19 protein-coding genes and 1 riboswitch are annotated in these 17,421 nt (G+C 66.1%); of the genes, 11 read left to right on the top strand and 8 right to left on the bottom strand.

Translation table 11 applies throughout. The features are described from left to right. Positions 1–10 precede the first annotated feature (10 nt). Positions 11–325: a hypothetical protein gene (locus ACZ60G_RS39525; protein ID WP_465817083.1), complete on the bottom strand. Its 315-nt coding sequence runs from the start codon at positions 323–325 to the stop codon at positions 11–13. Positions 326–386: 61 nt separating this feature from the next. On the opposite strand from ACZ60G_RS39525, the gene yczR reads away from it, so the two are divergent. Both yczR and ACZ60G_RS39515 read left to right on the top strand, forming a co-directional pair. After that, the gene (gene yczR / locus ACZ60G_RS39520; RefSeq protein WP_465817082.1) at positions 387–1,889 is read left to right on the top strand and encodes a MocR-like transcription factor YczR; all 1,503 of its coding nucleotides are present in this window, start codon (positions 387–389) and stop codon (positions 1,887–1,889) included. 23 nt (positions 1,890–1,912) lie between these two features. Further along, on the top strand, positions 1,913–2,614 hold the full coding sequence (locus tag ACZ60G_RS39515) for an NUDIX hydrolase (protein WP_465817081.1): 702 nt from the start codon (positions 1,913–1,915) through the stop codon (positions 2,612–2,614). 7 nt (positions 2,615–2,621) lie between these two features. Here ACZ60G_RS39515 and ACZ60G_RS39510 read toward each other — a convergent pair whose 3' ends face one another. Next, on the bottom strand, positions 2,622–3,719 hold the full coding sequence (locus ACZ60G_RS39510) for a CaiB/BaiF CoA transferase family protein (protein ID WP_465817080.1): 1,098 nt from the start codon (positions 3,717–3,719) through the stop codon (positions 2,622–2,624). Positions 3,720–3,799: 80 nt separating this feature from the next. Further along, positions 3,800–4,114: a hypothetical protein gene (locus ACZ60G_RS39505; RefSeq protein ID WP_465817079.1), complete on the bottom strand. Its 315-nt coding sequence runs from the start codon at positions 4,112–4,114 to the stop codon at positions 3,800–3,802. An 86-nt stretch (positions 4,115–4,200) separates the two neighbouring features. Here ACZ60G_RS39505 and ACZ60G_RS39500 point away from each other — a divergent pair, with 86 nt between their 5' ends. The 3 genes from ACZ60G_RS39500 (at position 4,201) to ACZ60G_RS39490 (ending at position 6,580) form a co-directional block, all read left to right on the top strand. After that, entirely contained in the window at positions 4,201–4,767 is a 567-nt protein-coding gene (locus ACZ60G_RS39500) for a TetR/AcrR family transcriptional regulator (RefSeq protein WP_465817078.1), read from the top strand. Between the two features lie 95 nt (positions 4,768–4,862). Further along, complete coding sequence (locus tag ACZ60G_RS39495) at positions 4,863–5,807, top strand: ATP-binding cassette domain-containing protein (RefSeq protein ID WP_465817077.1); 945 nt, start codon at positions 4,863–4,865, stop codon at positions 5,805–5,807. Continuing rightward, the gene (locus tag ACZ60G_RS39490; RefSeq protein WP_465817076.1) at positions 5,804–6,580 is read left to right on the top strand and encodes an ABC transporter permease; all 777 of its coding nucleotides are present in this window, start codon (positions 5,804–5,806) and stop codon (positions 6,578–6,580) included. The genes ACZ60G_RS39495 and ACZ60G_RS39490 overlap by 4 nt, the downstream gene beginning before the upstream one ends. Here ACZ60G_RS39490 and ACZ60G_RS39485 read toward each other — a convergent pair. Then, the gene (locus ACZ60G_RS39485) at positions 6,564–9,797 is read right to left on the bottom strand and encodes an AfsR/SARP family transcriptional regulator (RefSeq protein ID WP_465817075.1); all 3,234 of its coding nucleotides are present in this window, start codon (positions 9,795–9,797) and stop codon (positions 6,564–6,566) included. The genes ACZ60G_RS39490 and ACZ60G_RS39485 overlap by 17 nt on opposite strands. Before the next feature lie 322 nt (positions 9,798–10,119). Between ACZ60G_RS39485 and ACZ60G_RS39480 the strand changes: the two genes are divergently transcribed. The 4 genes from ACZ60G_RS39480 to ACZ60G_RS39465 all read left to right on the top strand — a co-directional run bounded on the left by ACZ60G_RS39480 (position 10,120) and on the right by ACZ60G_RS39465 (position 12,565). Beyond that, on the top strand, positions 10,120–10,764 hold the full coding sequence (locus ACZ60G_RS39480; protein ID WP_465817074.1) for a DUF4097 family beta strand repeat-containing protein: 645 nt from the start codon (positions 10,120–10,122) through the stop codon (positions 10,762–10,764). A gap of 202 nt (positions 10,765–10,966) precedes the next feature. Then, on the top strand, positions 10,967–11,104 hold the full coding sequence (locus tag ACZ60G_RS39475; RefSeq protein ID WP_465817073.1) for a hypothetical protein: 138 nt from the start codon (positions 10,967–10,969) through the stop codon (positions 11,102–11,104). A 3-nt stretch (positions 11,105–11,107) separates the two neighbouring features. Further along, positions 11,108–11,308, top strand: coding sequence for a ferredoxin (locus ACZ60G_RS39470; protein WP_465817072.1), 201 nt, complete (start codon positions 11,108–11,110; stop codon positions 11,306–11,308). Positions 11,309–11,353: 45 nt separating this feature from the next. After that, positions 11,354–12,565, top strand: coding sequence for a cytochrome P450 (locus ACZ60G_RS39465; RefSeq protein ID WP_465817071.1), 1,212 nt, complete (start codon positions 11,354–11,356; stop codon positions 12,563–12,565). Here the strand turns inward: ACZ60G_RS39465 and ACZ60G_RS39460 are convergent. After that, positions 12,532–13,008, bottom strand: coding sequence for a hypothetical protein (locus ACZ60G_RS39460; protein ID WP_465817070.1), 477 nt, complete (start codon positions 13,006–13,008; stop codon positions 12,532–12,534). The two genes, ACZ60G_RS39465 and ACZ60G_RS39460, sit on opposite strands and share 34 nt — an antisense overlap. A 372-nt stretch (positions 13,009–13,380) precedes the next feature. On the opposite strand from ACZ60G_RS39460, the gene ACZ60G_RS39455 reads away from it, so the two are divergent. Both ACZ60G_RS39455 and ACZ60G_RS39450 read left to right on the top strand, forming a co-directional pair. Beyond that, entirely contained in the window at positions 13,381–14,127 is a 747-nt protein-coding gene (locus ACZ60G_RS39455) for a hypothetical protein (protein ID WP_465817069.1), read from the top strand. Positions 14,128–14,297: 170 nt separating this feature from the next. Next, complete coding sequence (locus ACZ60G_RS39450; protein ID WP_465817068.1) at positions 14,298–14,969, top strand: DUF8020 domain-containing protein; 672 nt, start codon at positions 14,298–14,300, stop codon at positions 14,967–14,969. A gap of 121 nt (positions 14,970–15,090) precedes the next feature. Here the strand turns inward: ACZ60G_RS39450 and ACZ60G_RS39445 are convergent, their stop codons facing one another. From ACZ60G_RS39445 to ACZ60G_RS39435, 3 genes are all read right to left on the bottom strand, one after another. Further along, positions 15,091–16,305: an O-succinylhomoserine sulfhydrylase gene (locus tag ACZ60G_RS39445; protein ID WP_465817067.1), complete on the bottom strand. Its 1,215-nt coding sequence runs from the start codon at positions 16,303–16,305 to the stop codon at positions 15,091–15,093. Then, entirely contained in the window at positions 16,302–16,718 is a 417-nt protein-coding gene (locus ACZ60G_RS39440; protein WP_040686280.1) for a rhodanese-like domain-containing protein, read from the bottom strand. Before ACZ60G_RS39440 ends, ACZ60G_RS39445 begins: the two co-directional genes overlap by 4 nt. A gap of 14 nt (positions 16,719–16,732) precedes the next feature. Beyond that, positions 16,733–16,849: riboswitch (SAM riboswitch) on the bottom strand. Positions 16,850–16,914: 65 nt separating this feature from the next. Next, on the bottom strand, positions 16,915–17,370 hold the full coding sequence (locus ACZ60G_RS39435) for an Rv0361 family membrane protein (RefSeq protein WP_465817066.1): 456 nt from the start codon (positions 17,368–17,370) through the stop codon (positions 16,915–16,917). Between the last annotated feature and the right edge of the window lie 51 nt (positions 17,371–17,421).

Genomic DNA, 17,421 nt, shown 5'->3' with positions numbered 1-17,421 from the left:
AGTCCAGTTCTCAGAAACTGGCCTGGATGCCATCGACGGTCGGCTTCACCGCTCCGCAACTCGGGTTCGAGATCCGGCGCCGCGCGGTCCGCTCTGGATGCGTGAGGGCCGAAGCGTCCGGATCCGGCACATCGTTGCGGCCGTAGATCGCGGTGAGATCCGCGTATTGACGCTGGTTTTCGTAGTAGGAAGGCGACCAGTCGGTCAGCGGTCCCGGTGCGTGGAATCGTTCGAGGCGGAAAACCTCGCTCGGGCGCCGCGGGGCGAACCGGTGGACGAGATAGGCGAAGGCGGCGATGACGAGCAGGGCGGCGAGGGCGGTCATAGAGCAAGGGTGCGCGCACTGGCCTTGTCATTGAATATCCACTTGGCTAATACTGGACTTTATGTCGACGAGAGTTATCGGTGCCGCCAGCCTTGCCCGTGATCTGGGGAGTTGGCGCAGAGCGGACGAGAACGGCGAACCGGGGGAGCGCCGGTCGACGCGCCCGGCCTATTTGGCTCTCGCCGAAGGCATCCGCCTGCTTATCCACGATGGACGCGCGCCGCTCGGTGTCGCACTGCCCAGTGAGCGCGACCTCGCCACCACGCTCGGCGTCAGCCGCACGACCATCACCTCCACCTACAGCCTGCTGCGCGAACACGGCTACCTGATCAGCCGCCAGGGTTCGCGCAGTACCGTCGCCCTCCCGCGTGACGTGCAGCACGACGGCACCAAACCGGCCCGCAGCATCCTGGCGATGATGGCGCAACCGGAACTGCCGACCATCGATATGACCTACGCCGCGATGGCCGCGCCCCTGGAGATGCAAGAGGCGTACTCCGTTGCGCTGCAAGGCCTTCCGGCCTATCTCGGCACGCACGGTATGGATCCGGTCGGTGTGCTCGCGCTGCGCGAGGCACTGGCCCGCCGCTACACCGAACGCGGCCTGCCCACCGAACCGGACCAGATCCTGGTCACCCTGGGCGCCCAGCACGGTCTGCGCCTGCTGCTCAATGTGCTCACCGCACCCGCGGCCCGGGTGCTCATCGACCACCCGACCTATCCGAATGCCATCGAGGCGATCCGCGATGTCGGCGCTCGCCCGGTGCCGGTGCCGCTGCGTCCCGAAACCCCGGAGTCCGGCTGGGATCTCGACGGAATCCGCAGTGCCGCAAGGCAAACCGCGGCCACCCTGGCCTACTTGGTGCCGGACTTCAACAACCCGACCGGCCTGCTGCTCGACGCCGACGGCCGCGCCGAACTGACCGCCATCGCCCGCGAGACCCGGATGACCGTGGTGATCGACGAGTCGATGGTGGACCTGAGCCTGACCGACCGGACCGCGCCCCCGCCGGTCGCGGCCTTCGCCAAAGGCAGCGAGATCATCACCATCGGCTCGGCCTCGAAATCCTTCTGGGGTGGTCTGCGCGTCGGCTGGATCCGCACCAACCAGTCGCTGATCACCAAACTGCTCGGCATCCGGTCCACCGTCGACCTCGGCACGCCCGTCATGGATCAGTTGGCCACCATCCACCTGCTGGAGAATGCGGGCACCATCCTCACCCGCCGTCGCGATCAACTCTTCGCCCAGCGTGCGGCCCTGCTCGCCACGCTCGGCGAAGAGCTCCCGGACTGGCGCACGATCGTCGGCGACGGCGGCATGTCGGTCTGGGCGCAGCTACCGGCTCCGGTCTCGACGGCACTGGCCGCCACTGCCCCCAACCATGGTGTATTGCTCGCCGCCGGACCGAGATTCGGTGTTCAGGGCGCGTTCGAACGCTTCATCCGCCTGCCCTTCACCCACCCCGAACCCGAACTCCGTTTGGCGGTGAAGTCCATCGCCACCGCCTACGAAGCCCTCACCCCTCGCGCCACCGACCCCCTCCAACCGCTCACCTGTTACTGACCGGGTAGTGCAATATCGAGGATATGGATCTCATTTCGGGACCGCGTGTCCCCGATAGTGTTGACGGCTTCCGTGAGTTGGCGGGCGCGCGGTTGGGCGGATTTCCGCATACGGAGGTTGCCGACGCACCGGGTCTTCGCCGGGCGGCGGTGTTGCTGTGCGTGGTGGCAGTAGACGGCCCGCCGTCGGTGATGGTCATCAAACGGGCATATCGCGGGCGGAACGCGGGGCAATGGGCGCTGCCGGGTGGGCGGGTCGACGATGGGGAAACCGTTGAGCAGGCGGCAATACGTGAATTGCACGAGGAACTCGGACTGACCGCGAGCCCGGCCGATCTGCTCGGCAGGCTCGACGACTTTCCCGCCGCATCGGGTTTCGTCATCACGCCGATCGTGGCGGCTCTCGCGGACGTGTCCGAGTTGCGGCCCAGTCCGGACGAGGTCCACTCGGTACATCAAGTGGATCTCGCCCGGCTGGCCGCCGACGATGTCCCGCATTGGGTGCATCCGAACCAGGCAGTGCGACAAAAGGATCTGCGGTCCGACGCTCCTTCGGTCCCCTACGACGGCCCCGGTCTACTGCAGATGCGCCTCGCCGAGAACATGACCATCCACGCACCGACCGGTGCCATGCTCTGGCAGTTCCGCGAAGTCCTGCTGCTGGGCAGCGACCCGGCCGCCGCCCGAATCGCGCACTTCGCCCAGCCGGACTGGACGCGCCACTAGCGAATTATCAATCCGCCCACACGGATTCGATCGGCGTCGCCTCGCTCGGCGGCGGGGTGGGCGTACCGGCAGGGGTCCGCGAAAAGCGCGGGGCCGGCGCGTGCTGGATGACACCGTCGATCTCGATCAACCCGGTGCGGGCGGCAATGTGCGGATTCTGTTCTGCCTCGGTGAAAGTCAGCACCGGTGTCGTGCACGCATCGGTGCCGTCGAAGATCGCGGCCCACTCGTCCCGCGTCTTGGTCTTGAACTTCTCCGTGAACAGCTTCTTCAGCTGATCCTGACCATTCGGATCGAGCTGCATCGGCAGGCCCTCGGGATCAATTTCCAAGCCCTGCAACAGCTCCGCGTAGAACTGCGCCTCGATCGCCCCGACGGCCATGTACTTGCCGTCCGAGGTCTCGTACGTGTCGTAGAACGACATACCGGTATCGAGCAGGTTGGTGCCGCGCTCATCCGACCACAGGCCCATGCCGCGCATGCCCCAGATCATGTGCGAAAGGGCAAGCGCCCCATCGATCATCGCCGAATCAATGACCTGCCCCTTACCGGAATTCTGCCGCTCCACGAGGGCCGCGAGAATGCCGAACACCAGGAACATCGAGCCGCCACCGAAGTCGCCGACCATATTCAGTGGCGGCACCGGTCGCTCGCCCTTGCGGCCGATGGCGTGCAGCACGCCGGTCAGCGAAATGTAGTTGATGTCGTGTCCGGCGCGTTCGGCCAGTGGACCGTCCTGACCCCAGCCGGTCATCCGGCCGTAGACCAACCGCGGATTGCGGGCGAGCACCGCATCCGGGCCGAGGCCCATGCGCTCGGTTACGCCGGGCCGGAAGCCCTCGATCAGCACGTCGGCCTTCTCGGCGAGTGCGAGCACCTTCTCGATATCCGCGGGATCCTTCAGGTTCGCCTCGACGATGGTGCGCCCGCGCCACTGCGGCCGCTCCATGAAGCCGGGCAGCATGCCGGGCCGCTGTACCCGCACCACATCGGCGCCGAGGTCGGCCAGCAGCAGCGCCGCATGCGGACCGGGGCCGATACCGGCCAGCTCGATGACCTTGATGCCCGCGAGCGGGCCCTGCTCGGCGGTGGATGGTGTGCTCACGCCCTACCTCGGTTCGTCGTTGATCCAGCGCTCCCCGGGCGACCCGAGGCTGTATTGACAGTATGACAATAACGCCGAAGCTATATGCGAGACGGGTTCGCGAGCCCTAGAGCGGAGTTGAGCCGATATGCCCCGCCGCGGCCGTGGAATACCGCCATCGGCAGCGCGCCCACCAAGGCTGCACCGATTCCCGCGTAGATATGCGAGGGCAGGTCGGCCCAGTATCCGATGACGGCCGCGAGTGCGAGTCCGAATGTGCCTGCCACCGCATTGCGCAGTGGATCGTTACCCCACACATTCGGAAACTGTTCGCCGACCATGCCTTTGACGAAATGCGGGACCGCATTCGCGCCGAACGCTCCGGCCAGTGTCGACAACAGAATCGTTTGCCACATGACGAGCCACCTTCTTTTCAGTCAACGGTTGTAGACCGAAAGCTAGCACGTCGCTCCGATTCGGTCAACGCCCGTAGACTGAGCCCATGAATTCTCGCCCTCTCAGCCGCGCCGAGCAACGGCAGAGCACACAATCCCGGATCCTGGATGCGGCCCGGCGGTTGTTCGCAGAGGTCGGCTACGACCGGGCCACCATTCGCGCGATCGCCGCCGAGGCGCAGACCGATCCCGGACTGGTGATGCGCTATTTCGGGTCGAAAGACAACCTCTTCGCCCAGGCTTCCGGTTTCGAGCGGGAAGACCTGGTGACCGGCACGCCCGAAGAGGCGGCCGGACAACTGCTCACGGCCCTCGAAACCAAGCTCGCCCAGCAGCCCACCGACGCCCTCGCCGCGATCCGGTCCATGTTCACCCACCCCGACGCCGCCGCCGAAGTGCAACTCGCCATGGTGTCCCGGCAGCGGCAAGCCGCCCAGCACCTGGCCGACGACGATGCGGACCTGCGCGCCGGGCTCATCGGCGCGATCACCATCGGCACGGTCATCGGCCGGCATTTGCTCCAGCTCGACGGACTGCGTGACGCCCCGCCCGAGCGGATCACCGCGCTGCTCCGCGGAGCCTTCCTCGACATCGCCTGCGGCCCGACGGCCTAACCCTCGAATCCGAGCTGACCAGGTCGAATACCGTGTCAGTGGACGTGTCAGGTCGGTGTCAGGTCAGTATCAGGCAGGCCGATGACAGTCGTCGCATGACAACTTCGGCAATTGCGGCTTCCGGGCTGCGGAAGGCCTACGGGGACAAGGTCGTCCTCGATGGCATTGATCTGAATATCGGTGCGGGGACGATTTTTTCGCTGCTCGGTCCGAATGGGGCGGGTAAGACGACGACAGTGAATGTGCTGACCACGCTGTTGAAGGCCGATGGCGGCACGGCGCATGTCGCCGGGCACGATATCGCGTCCGAGACCAAGGCGGTGCGCGCGGCGATCGGGGTCACCGGTCAGTTCGCGGCGGTGGATGATCTGCTGACGGGGGAGGAGAACCTCCAGTTGATGGCGGATCTGCACCGTCTGCGGGGCGGCGAGGCCAAGCGGGTGGTCACCGAGTTGCTGGAACGATTCGATTTGATGGAGTCGGCGCGAAAGCGGGCAGTGACCTATTCCGGCGGTATGCGCCGGAAGCTGGATCTGGCGATGACGCTGGTCACTAGGCCGGAAATCGTTTTCCTGGACGAGCCGACAACGGGGCTGGATCCGCGTAGCCGCCGCACGATGTGGGAAATCGTGCGGGATTTGACGGCCGGTGGTGTGACGATCTTCCTCACCACCCAATACCTCGAGGAAGCCGATCAGCTGGCCGACCGGATCGCGGTGCTCGACCAGGGCCGGATAGTCGCCGAGGGCACTCCAGACGATCTCAAGCGCCGGGTACCCGGTAGCCACATCCGGCTCCGGTTCACCACTGTCACGGAACTGGATGCGGCGGCGGGCATCCTGCCCGGATCCACCCGGGACGACGAGGCTCTGACCTTGCGGGTGCCGGGCGACGGCGGCACGAAATCACTGCGCCACCTGCTGGATCGGCTCGCCGATATCGCGATCGAGGCCGATGAGGTCTCCGTCCACACTCCCGACCTCGATGATGTTTTCCTTTCCCTGACCGGTCACGCGACCACGGAGGCCAACGCACAATGAGCACCGCTTCTTCGAACGTTACAGTCGCACCGCTGGCCGATTCGACGATCATGCTGCGGCGCAACTTCAAACACATCGCCCGGACTCCGGTCACGGTATTCAACGCGGCTCTGATGCCGGTCGTGATGATGTTGATCTTCGTGTACGTGTTCGGCAGCGCCTTCGACGTCGGCGAGCACTACATCGATTACGCGACACCGGGCATGATCCTGCTGGCCATCAGCTACGGGTTGTCGGGCACCGCGGTATCGGTGAGCTCCGATATGGCGAAGGGCATCATCAACCGGTTCAAGGTCATGGATGTCTCCCGTAGCGCGGTACTGACCGGTCACGTCGTGGCCACCATACTGACCAATGCGGTAGCCATCGCGGCCGTTATCGGTGTGGCCTTCGCGCTGGGGTTCCGGCCGCCCGCGACCGCACTCGACTGGCTCGGCGCGATCGGCATCATGGCGGCGACATCCTTTGCGGCCTCCTGGCTCACGGTCGCGTTGGGTATGGCTGCGAAAACTCCGGAATCCGCGGGCATGGGGGTTGTGCCGCTGATCATGCTGCCCTTTGTGAGCAGCGCGGTCGTGCCTGCCGACAAGATGGGACAGGGCGTTCGGCAGTTCGCGCAGTATCAGCCCTTCACGCCGATCATCGAAGCGTTGCGTGGATTTCTGAACGGTCACCCGTCGGGCGGCTACACGGCCGCCGCGCTGGCCTGGTGCGCCGGGTTCGCCATCGTCGGATACCTGTGGTCGCGTGCCACGTTCAGCAAGCGAGCGTAGACGCGACCAGTTCACGCCAGTCCGTCTCCGCACCCTCACTCATCGCCTCGGTGAAGCGCGCTTCACCGAGGCGATGTCGTGCTGTCTGCTCGATGCGGGCCGCATCCGGTTGGGAACGATCGGGTAGTCCGCGTACTTCGGCACTCGCCGCGAGCAGCCGCGCGGCCTGCTCGATTCGGTCGGCGCGCAGCGCCAGATCCGCGATTCCGACGAGTACCTGGGCGATGAGGGGCGCGTATCCCGCCTCGGACGCCGCCCGGAAGGCCGCTGCGTATTCTTCGCGGGCTTCGTCGAGACCGTTTGCGAGGTAGCCGAGCAGGTTGTGTGTCACCGCCCTGATTTGCGCCTGCTGCGCATCACTGCCCAGCGCGGTTGTCGCGACGTCGATCTGCCGGTATGTCTGCTCGGTGTCGCCGCTCCACCGGGCCAGCTCCGCCTTCTCCAGGGCCAACACGGCAAGTGTGTTCGGCCAGGCGGACTGATCCGCGCACCGTTGCGCATCGGCCATGGCCGCCGCGCTCGCCTCCGCATCACCCAGCAGCCAGTACAGCTGCGCCTGCCGCGAGCGCATCCGGACGACATCGTCGATCGTGCCCACCTCGGTGACCACCGCGATCGCCTGATCGAAATACCCGCAGGCAGTGGCGAATTCGCCGCGCACGGCGATTCGATCCGCCAGCTCGGTCAGCGCGAACGAAATCCCCCAGCGCTCGCCGATGGCCCGGAACTCGGCGAGCGCGGTCTCGAGATACTCGTCCGCCTCCCGCCCGTCCTGGCCGAGCACGATCCGCATCCTGCCGAGGAGCAGCCGGGCCAGTGCACGAACCCAGGGGTCTTCGTCGGTGAGCAGCGGTTCGAACGCGGACAGATACTGGTCCGGCCCCTGCAACATGTGTTCCAGCGCGGCGGTGAACGACAGCAGCGGGTAGCGGGACCGGCTGCGCAGGCTGAACCGGTATGCCTTGTGGATCCATTCGTCCACCTGGCGCTCGTCATTGGGTCCGGAGGACATGAAGTGCACGATCAGCCCGTACACGATGGCCAGGGTCTCATCGTCCACCTCGCCGGGCAGGTCGGCGGCCGCGGTGATCAGCTCCATGCCTTCGGCCTTGTGCCCGCTGAGCCACCAATACCAGCCCGCTGCCGCCGCGAGCCGCATCGCCCCGGCCGCGTCCGCGGCCGCGAGCGCGCCGCGCATCGCGACGGCGATGTTGTCGTGCTCGGCCTCGAGCGTGGCGAGCCACTCCAGCTGGTCGGCGCGGCGCAGGTGCGGCTCCGCGGTCGCGGCGAGTTCGGTGACGTACGAAAGATGTTCTCGGCGTACAAGATCCGATTCCCCCGACGCCACGAGCCGTTCCCGGGCGTACTGCTTGATCGTGTCGAGCATCCGATAGCGCGGTCCACCGGGCGAGCCGACGGGTGGAGCACTGTCCGCCACGTAGAGCAGCAGCGATTTCTCGGTCAGGGCGGTCAGCAGCTCCAGCACCTCCCACCGCTCGACCGCTGTGTTCTTCCCACCCTGCCCCTCGGGCCCGCTCCCCGTGTTCTTCCCACCACCCTGCCCTTCGGGGCCGCCCGTGTCCGCGCAGACCTGCTCGGCCGCTTCCAAACTCGCGCCGCCGGAGAACACCGCGAGCCTGCGCAGCACCATCCGTTCGGCGTCGGTGAGCAGCTCCCAGCTCCAGTCGACCACCGCTCGCAACGTCCGGTGCTGCGGGATCGCGGTACGGCTGCCGCCGGTCAGCAGGCGGAACCGATCGTCGAGGCGGTTGGCGAGCTGATCGAGGGACATGGTGCGCAGTCTGGCCGCGGCCAGCTCGATCGCCAGCGGTATCCCGTCGAGCGCCCGGCAGACGCGCGCCATGGTCGACAGCGTGCGGGCATCGGCCGCGAGATCCTTGTGCACCGCACCGGCCCGGTCCCGCAACAGCTGAACGGCGGCGCAGGATTCGATCTCGCCGGGGTCCGCGTCCTCGGCGGGAAACGCCAGCGGCACGACCTGCCATAACGCCTCGCCCGTGATGCCGAGCGGTTCCCTGCTCGTCGCGAGGATCCGCAGTCGCTGACATTCCCCGAGCAGCCGGTGGGCGAATGCCGCCGCGGCGTCGATCACATGTTCACAGTTGTCCAGGATCAACAACGTCTCGCGCTCGCGCAGCGCCGCGATGAGCCGGTCCATCGGTTCCGCATTCGGTGCGGCGCCGAGCAGCGCATCCCGGAGCCCGAGTGCGGCGATCGCCGATTGCGCCACGTCACCACTCGTGCCGACCGACGCCAGTTCGACCAGCCAGGCCCCGTCCGGCAGGTCGTCGAGCAGGGTTCGTGCGGTTTCCAGGGCCAGCCTGGTTTTCCCCGAGCCACCGGGCCCGGTCACCGTGGTGAGCCGATGTGCCGCAATGAGTTCGCGCACCGCGGCAATGTCCCCGTTCTTGCCGATGAAGCTGGTCAACTCGGCACGCAGGTTCGTCTTGCGTTCGTCGTCCTGCGCTCCGATTTCGCCGCGCAGCAGCGCAACGTGCAGTGCGGAGAGTTCGGGAGCGGGATCCACGCCCAGCGTGTCGGCGAGTGCTTCCCTGGCACGTTGGTACACGACCAGTGCTTCGGCGCCACGACCCGCGGCGACCAAGGCCCGCATCAGCGCGGCGACGAGCCGTTCCCGCACCGGATGCCGGGCCACCAGCTCGGTCAGCTCGGCGACCAGCTCCGCACCCCGGCCGAGGCGGATCTCCGCTTCGTGCAGATCCTCCATGGCGGCCAGGCGCAGCCCCTCGAGCCGGGTGATCACCGCGTCGGCGGCCGCACTGTCCGGCACACCGATGTCCTGCATCAGCGCACCGCGCCACAGGTCGAGGGCCTCGCGCAGCAGCTCGGCCTGTTGCGCGTCGGCACCGCCGCGGGCCTGGTCGAGAAGCTGTTCGAACCGCACGGCGTCCACAGCGTCGGATCGCACCGTCAGCCGGTATCCACCCGCCTGCACGTCGAGCGACCCGTCCGGCAGCACCCTCCGCAGCCGGGAGACCAGTGCCTGCAAGGCGTTCGCCGCGTCGGAGGGCGGCTGTTCACCCCAAATCCAGTCGACCAGCGTCGCTTTCGGGACCGCGCGGCCGGGTTCGAGCGCGAGGGCGATCAACAGCGCCCGCAACCGGGTGCCAGGTATCTCGATCGATCCGCCGTCATCTAGTCGGATTTCGAGCGGTCCAAGCATTCCGATCTGCACCCGGACCATTCTGCCGTGGACGAGAGGTCAGTGCGGGCGGCCCCTCGGATGACGACGCTTCTATGGCGGAACATGCTGCGGGGCGGGCAATTCGATGCCGCCGACCGCGCGATATGCGGCATTGTCGCGCGTGGACCGGTGCCTGTCCGCCACTCCTTGTCGGCTGTGACCAGGCCGAACACCGTGTCAGTGCGCATGTCAGATCGGTGTCAGGTCGATATCAGCGCGGCTCGCGACAGTGTTCACGTCAACAACACGGCAACCACCGGCTGGGTCCGCTGACCCGGCCTCCCGATTCACACAAACTGAAGGAGTAACAGCCATGACTACGTTCCAGACCCCGGAACCGATCGCCGTCACCGTCGAGGTGCTCTCCGGCAACGTCACGGTCATCGCCTCCGATCGCACCGACACCATCGTCGAGGTCCGGCCGGCCGATGCGTCCAAGAAGGGTGACGTACGCGCCGCCGAGCAGACCGAGGTCGATTTCGTCGCGGGCACCCTGACCGTGAAAACGCCGAAGGACTGGCGGACCTACACACCGTTCGGCGGCAACCCGTCGATCGAGGTGACCATCGAGGTGCCCACCGGGTCCCGGCTCGAGGGCACCGCCGGTGTGGGCCGATTGCTTGGCACCGGCGAACTCGGCCAGTGCGACCTGGAGATCGCCGCCGGAGACATCATCGTCGAGCGCCCGCTCGGTTCGGTGACCGCGAAAGCCGCCAAGGGCAATATCCGCATCGGCGAAGCATCGCGCGGCGTGCTCCGGCTGGAAACCTCCATGGGCGAGCTGGAGGTAGGCATCCATCCGGGCAGCGCGGCCCGGCTGGAAACCAACGCCAAGCACGGCACCGTGCAGAACCAGATGCAACCGGTCGGCGGGGCGGAGCGCAACGAGGACACCGTGCAGGTGTATGCGCGAAACTCTTACGGCAACATCATCATTCGGCACGCCATCGCCGCCTAGTGCCCCGGCTCCACAGCCCCTGGCCTGCCCACGCATACCGCTCACCGGCTGCGCGACGCCACATCAGCGTCGTGCACCGGGACGCGTCGGCTGCCTATCGTCGCACTTCGAGCTGCGGAGTGGCTGCGGCCGTGTGACCAGGTCGAACGACGTGTCAGGTCGGTGTCAGGTCGATATCAGCCGGGCTGGCGACAGTGTTCATGTGAATAGTTCAGCAACTTCAGCTTCTGGACCGCGGAAGGCATACGGGGACAAGGCGATCCCCGATGGCACCGAGCTGCGCACCGACGCGCTGATCTACGGCGCGCGCTCCTTCCCGGTCACTTGGAACAAGGGATAACCGATGGAACTCAGAGTGGACCGGGAGCGCTGCATCGGCGCAGGCATGTGCGTATTGACCGCCCCCGGAGTGTTCGACCAGGACGCCGCGGACGGCCGGGTGGTGCCGCTGGACCTCACACCCGCGCCCGAGCGGAAAGCGGCCGTCCGCGAGGCCGCAGAGGTATGCCCGTCCGGCGCGATCACCATCGTCTCCGGCGATTAGCCCCCGCTTCCCGACTTATCTCTACTACCTGATCAGGAAAACCCAATGAGTGAAACGGTTCCCGTCCCCCACGGCCTCCCCATGGAACGCAATGCGGGCCCCTTCGACCCGCCCCGCGAAATCACCCGGCTGCGCGAGGCTCGCCCGGTCAGTCCCCTCGTCTTCCCGGACGGTCACGAGGGCTGGTTGGTCACCGGCTACGAGGAGGTCCGCCAGCTCATGGCCGACACCCGGTTCAGCTCCCGCCAGGACATCGGCATTGTCCACGTGCCGTACGAGACTCCCGGTATGCCGGTCGCTGCCGAACCTTCCCCGCAGATCCCGGGCTTGTTCGTCGCCATGGACCCGCCGGACCACACCCGGCTGCGGCGCAAGCTCACCGGCGCCTTCACCGTCAAGCGGATGAAGCAGCTCGAAGAGCACATCATCGACATCGTGGAGCGGCAACTGGACGAGATGGCACGCCTGACCCCGTCGGTCGACCTGGTCAAGGCGTTCGCACTGCCGGTGCCCTCGCTGGTGATCTGCGAACTGCTCGGCGTTCCCTACGAGGACCGGGACACCTTCCAGGTCAACTCCGCCAAGTTCCTGGTCAAGGACCAGGCGCTCGAGGAGAAGATGGCCGCGTACGGCGCGATGACCATGTACCTGGCCGGACTTGTCACGCGCAAACGCGCCGAACCCGGCGAGGACATCCTGTCCGACCTGGCCCGCGATGACGACCTCACCATCGAGGAACTGACCGGCATCGCCTTCCTGCTGCTGCTCGCGGGGCACGAAACCACCGCCAACATGCTGGGACTCGGCACCTTCGCGCTCTTGGAGCACCCCGAGCAGCTGGCCGAACTGCGCGCCGACCCGGAGTTGGTGCCCGATGCGGTCGAGGAGCTCATGCGCTACCTGTCCGTTGCCGACATCTTCTACCGCTACGCCACGGAAGACATCGAGCTCGGCGGCGAAACGATCGGCAAGGGATCGACCGTCGTCATCTCGCTGCTGGCCGCCAATCGCGACGCCCGGCGCTTCCACAACCCCGACACCCTGGACATTCACCGCAGGGCCCGCGGTCTGGTGGCCTTCGGCCACGGCATCCACCAATGCCTCGGCCAGCAGTTGGCCCGCATCGAAATGCGCGCCGGTTTCGATGGACTGCTGCGTCGTCTCCCGACCCTCGAACTCGCCATCCCCGCCGACGAGGTGAAACTCAGGACCGACATGAATATCTACGGCGTCCACGAACTGCCGGTCACCTGGTGACCTTGCCTCGGAAGTTGCTCGAGTCCGTCGGGGGTGTACAGACGTACAGCGCGAACCGCGGCGGCGACCGCTACGAGCGGGGGTATGCGACCGCCGTGTCCGCCATCCGCCGACCATGCGAGGCCGAGTCCCGAAACGGGGGGTAGGGGCCATACGGCGCGGCCGACGTGGAGCACCGCGCCGCAGTGTTGGAGGTAGTCGATGGCCCGGTCGGCTTTGCTGATGCCGGTGACGAGCCGGATATGGCGCCCGACCGGTCCACCGATCGCGATGGTGGGTCCCGACAGGCCGTTGTCCTGGAAGAACAACTCCACCCCGATTCGCAGTGGAGCGGGTAGCTCGATTCCGGCCCGTTCCACTCCGAACGTCACCACGAGCGTGTCGTCGGCGTGGCTGATCGACCAATCGAACCGGTTGGCCATGGCGGCGGCCGTGGACGTCATTGGATTCGTCGGTGTCGCAATCAGTGTGTACTCCCCTTTCCAGCATCGACAGGTTCGCGCAACGCACATATGCCCAGGCGTCGGTGGTGGGACGCCACATCGTTACGCTGACCGATCGATTGGGGGAGGGCATCGGGCATCCACCTTGCCCGAGGTCCGCTATCGGGGTCCAGGTTCTGTGCGAGCGGATGTCGTGGGCCGGAAGACCGTTTCCGCTGATGTCTTCGAAATCGAGCAAAAGGTAGCTACGAACCAGTCGCCCGAAGATCGCTAATATCTGGCTATCGACAAGCGGTCTTGGGAAGAAATTTAATTAAGATCGATCCGGTAAATCTGTGATCTGGATGTATCTGCTCGCTAGAGTCCGTGGCTATGACTGATTTACAAGTAGACGGCGGCGCGTATGCCTTTGCGCGCGATATGTGGGCAACTGAACGGTTATGGCTGTCGCGGTCCGTGCGGACCATCCTGGTCGGACTCGCCGGACAACTGAGCGGACTCGGACCACAGGCATGGACACGCTATGAAGACGGTGAGCTGGAATTCGCGCAGGCGCGTGAGTTCCAACTAGCCCTGCTGCGAGTGCACAGTGTGCTCGCGAACGAGATCGACGCCGGGATGTTGGAAGCTGCTGCCGCCGCCCTCGACCATACGGCGGGGCTGGGCGACGTCGCCTCAGTCACGGGCCTGGACCGGGCGCATACCTATCAGCGCTGGGGCACCCTCACCGCGGCCGGTGAACGTATTGCGCTCATCATCTCGCAGCCGTGGCCGGATGCCGGGCCGTCTGCCCTCCGGTCTCCCGAAGTGCTCTACGAGCGAGATCGGCGATGGTGGCGGGTGAGCAGCGCAGCGAGACGCAACGCCCATTACGCCATCGTTGTCGTCGACCGACTGGTCCAGCGGGTATACGCGATCGATCCGGACGGTTGGCAACCGGATTCCACCGGAACACGGTGGGAGTTCCGGGCACTCGATTCCGAACCGCTATCGCAGATCCACGTGGACCGCGCATACCGGAAGGGCCACCTACCGGTCCGATTGGGCGACCCCTATCCCGCCCGGCTGGATCGCGCGTGCGTCCCCAGTTACTTCTCGGATGGGCACGATGGCGACTGACACGCCTACACCGATGCCATCCCCCGTTTATAGCTGATCGACGCCTTTCCCCGACTTCTTCGGTGCCGAGCCCAACTGGCTCGGGACCGGAATGCCCTGCGGTGAAACGACGATCGGGATGCGCAGGTCCGTCTCGCATGCCTGATCCATGAAATAGAAAAGGACATTTCGTGATCGAAACCTCGCGCATCGCGGCGATCGGTATCGCATGCGTTGCAGCAATCGCGCCGGTAACCGCCCACGCGGAAGCCTCCGCCGAACATGACATCGAGTACAAGGTCACCTCGGTGGAACGTGTTGTGACAACTACACTATCGGGAGGGACCTTCGTACTCGACCACGATCACAGCTCGTTCACGATTCGCGATGAGAGCGGCGCACCCGTGCTGGTCGTGCCAACGCGATTCACCGTGGGCGACAAGGTGCTCACAGTCGACTCCGCACTCGGCAAAGATGCGAAGGAGCTGCGGTTGACGCCCGGTGAGCTGCGACCCGCCGCCACGCCGGTCGCGACGCCGGTCGCATCGCCCGTCGAGAACCAGGCTGCGATGGCGGAGTTCTCGACCCGATTGGGGCTCGCCGCCACGCTCGGCACATTCGTCGGCACCGTGATCGGTCTGGTCGTCGGGGGCGTTACCGGATGCATTGTGGGTTTGCCGCTGTTCGCGGTCGGCTGCATACCTGCCGCGATCGCCGGTGCGGGGATCGGCGGCGTTCTGGGGACAATTGTTGCCGGGGGACCGGTCCTGATGCTTTCGGCCGTGGAGCTGATCGACACGCTCAACGCGCCCGCCGGTACGACTAAATGGGCGCAGAACTCTTCTCTGAAACCTGCGAATTAGGTGATCAGCAATGCGGCGCGATACGGCGCGCCGCATCCCCGATGGCGGCGGCCGGCGGCGGAAACCAGCCACCAGCCAGCCGACTCCACACCGGCGTTACCGACAGCACAGCCTCATACATCTAGCTGAGCGCGTGGTCCAAATCGCTCAGCAGATCCTCGACATCCTCCAGCCCAACCGAGATGCGGACGACACCGTCGGACAGGCCGATGGTGGCGCGGCCTTCGGGGCCCATGGCGCGGTGGGTTGTGGTGGCGGGGTGGGTGATGAGGGTTTTGGAGTCGCCGAGGTTGTTGGAGATATCGATGATGCGCAGGCGGTTGAGGACCTCGAAGGCGCGCTTCTTGGCCTCGGCCTCCGGCGCGTTCAGTTCGAAGGTGACCACGGTGCCGCCGCCGCTCATCTGGCCGGTCGCCAGGTCGTACTGCGGATGCGACTCCAGGTACGGGTAGCGCACCCACGAGACGGATTTGTTGGCCTCGAGGAAGCGGGCGATGCGCAATGCGGATTCGGTCGAGTGACGCACGCGCAGTGGCATGGTCTCCAAACCCTTGAGCAGGGTCCATGCGTTGAACGGGCTCAGCGCCGGACCGGTATGGCGCATAAGGTTTTTCACCGGGCCGTCGATGTAGTCCTGGGTGCCGAGGATCGCACCACCGAGCACCCGGCCCTGACCATCGATGTGCTTGGTACCCGAATACACCAGCACGTCCGCACCGAGTTCGAAACCGCGCTGCAGCAGTGGCGTGGCGAAGACGTTGTCCAGCACCACTTTCGCGCCCGCCGCATGCGCGAGCTCGGTCACCCGGCGCACGTCGACCAGCGTCTGCATCGGATTGGCCGGTGTCTCGAAGAACACGGCCTGGGTCGGCACCGAAAGCGCCTGCTCCCACTGATCCAGATCATCGCCGTCGACGAAGACCGTCTCCACACCCCAGCGCGGCAGGATCTCGTTGCACACCACGAAGCACGAGCCGAACAGGCTGCGCGCGGCCACAAGTCGATCGCCCGCGCCCAAAAGCGCACCCAGCGCGGTGAATACGGCCGACATGCCGCTCGCGGTAGCGAAACATGCTTCGGCGCCGTCGATCAGACGTAGCCGCTCCTCGAACATGGCGACCGTCGGGTTGCCGTAGCGGGAGTAGACGAAATGCTCGATATCGCCGGTGAACGCGGCCTCGGCCGCCTCGGCGCTCTCGTAGACGAAACCGGAGGACAGGTACAGCGCCTCGGCGGTTTCCTCGAATCCCGAGCGGCGCAGGCCGCCTCGTACGCCGAGCGTCGCGGGACCGACACCTTCGGGCAGCGGCTTGTCGAACGAACCGCCGGTGATCATGACTGCCGCCAGGGCAGGCCGATGGCGCGCCAGCCGGAGCCGCCGCGATGTCCGAGCTCATCGATCGGGCCTTCGAAGCCCTCCAGCACATTGAACGACGGGGCGATGCCGGCCCCGGTCGCGGCGACCGCCGCACCGATGGAACGCTGTCCGGAGCGACAGAGGAAGACGACGGGCGCGGCCGGATCGCGACCCTCCAGCGCCTTGGTCAGCTGCTCGACGAACTCACCGTTGCGGGCGCCGTTGCTGTCGACCCATTCGATCAGCACCGTCGGCCGTTCGATCGAAGTCGTATCCGGCACACCGACGAAACGCCATTCGGCCTCGGTGCGCACGTCTACCAGGACAGCTTCGGGATTGTCCTGCAACAACTCCCACGCCTGCTGTGGGGTGATATCACCGGCATATGTCATGCGATCCTCCTGTGAATCCACGCTTGCCGCACCTGGGTTTCGGTACACGGCCAGGTCGTCACCCGGAGCACCCCACCGCGGAGGAGGGTTGCCGACCAGCCAGCCGGGGCTTGGCGCTGGTACTCATGACCTGAAAATGAGATTGCCTGGGCAGGGGCCGCCATGTCAAACCCCAGTTCGCGCCGCGCATAAGGAATCAACCGCAGACGATCCATCGGTCTTGGGAGCGGGTCAGATTCCAGGTTGCCGGGGTCTCCCGGCCCTCGACCGCGATGGTCACCGTCGCCTTGGCCTTATCGCCGTCGACCATCGCATTCTCAATCTTGGTGACCTTGATCGACTTTCCGGCCGCGGTCCCGCCGAACTGACCGGCGAGCGGCGTCTTGCTCTCGTCGAAGCCGGGACAGGCCACGCCCGGCGGCGGCGTGTTGTCGGTGGTGGCGCGGGCCTCCGCGTAGCGCTGCACCGCGGCCGCGATCTTGTCCGATTCTGTGACATTTTTCTCAGCGGGCGAAAGCACCGCACCGAGCACGATCGCGACCAGCACGACGGCGGCGAAGACGGCAGCCGCGATGAACGGCGCGATGGAGCGACGATCGGTCTGATCGACCTCGATTACGGGTTCTTCATCGGTGCCCTGCTGCTCTGTCATGGGTCGATCATCCCTGGTGGACGGCGGTATCCGGCATTCGGCCCCGAGACT

The sequence above is a fragment of the Nocardia sp. NPDC102475 genome (genome assembly GCF_055584605.1).
Note: the sequence above shows the minus strand (reverse complement) of the source record. Positions and strands in the feature narration are given on the sequence as shown.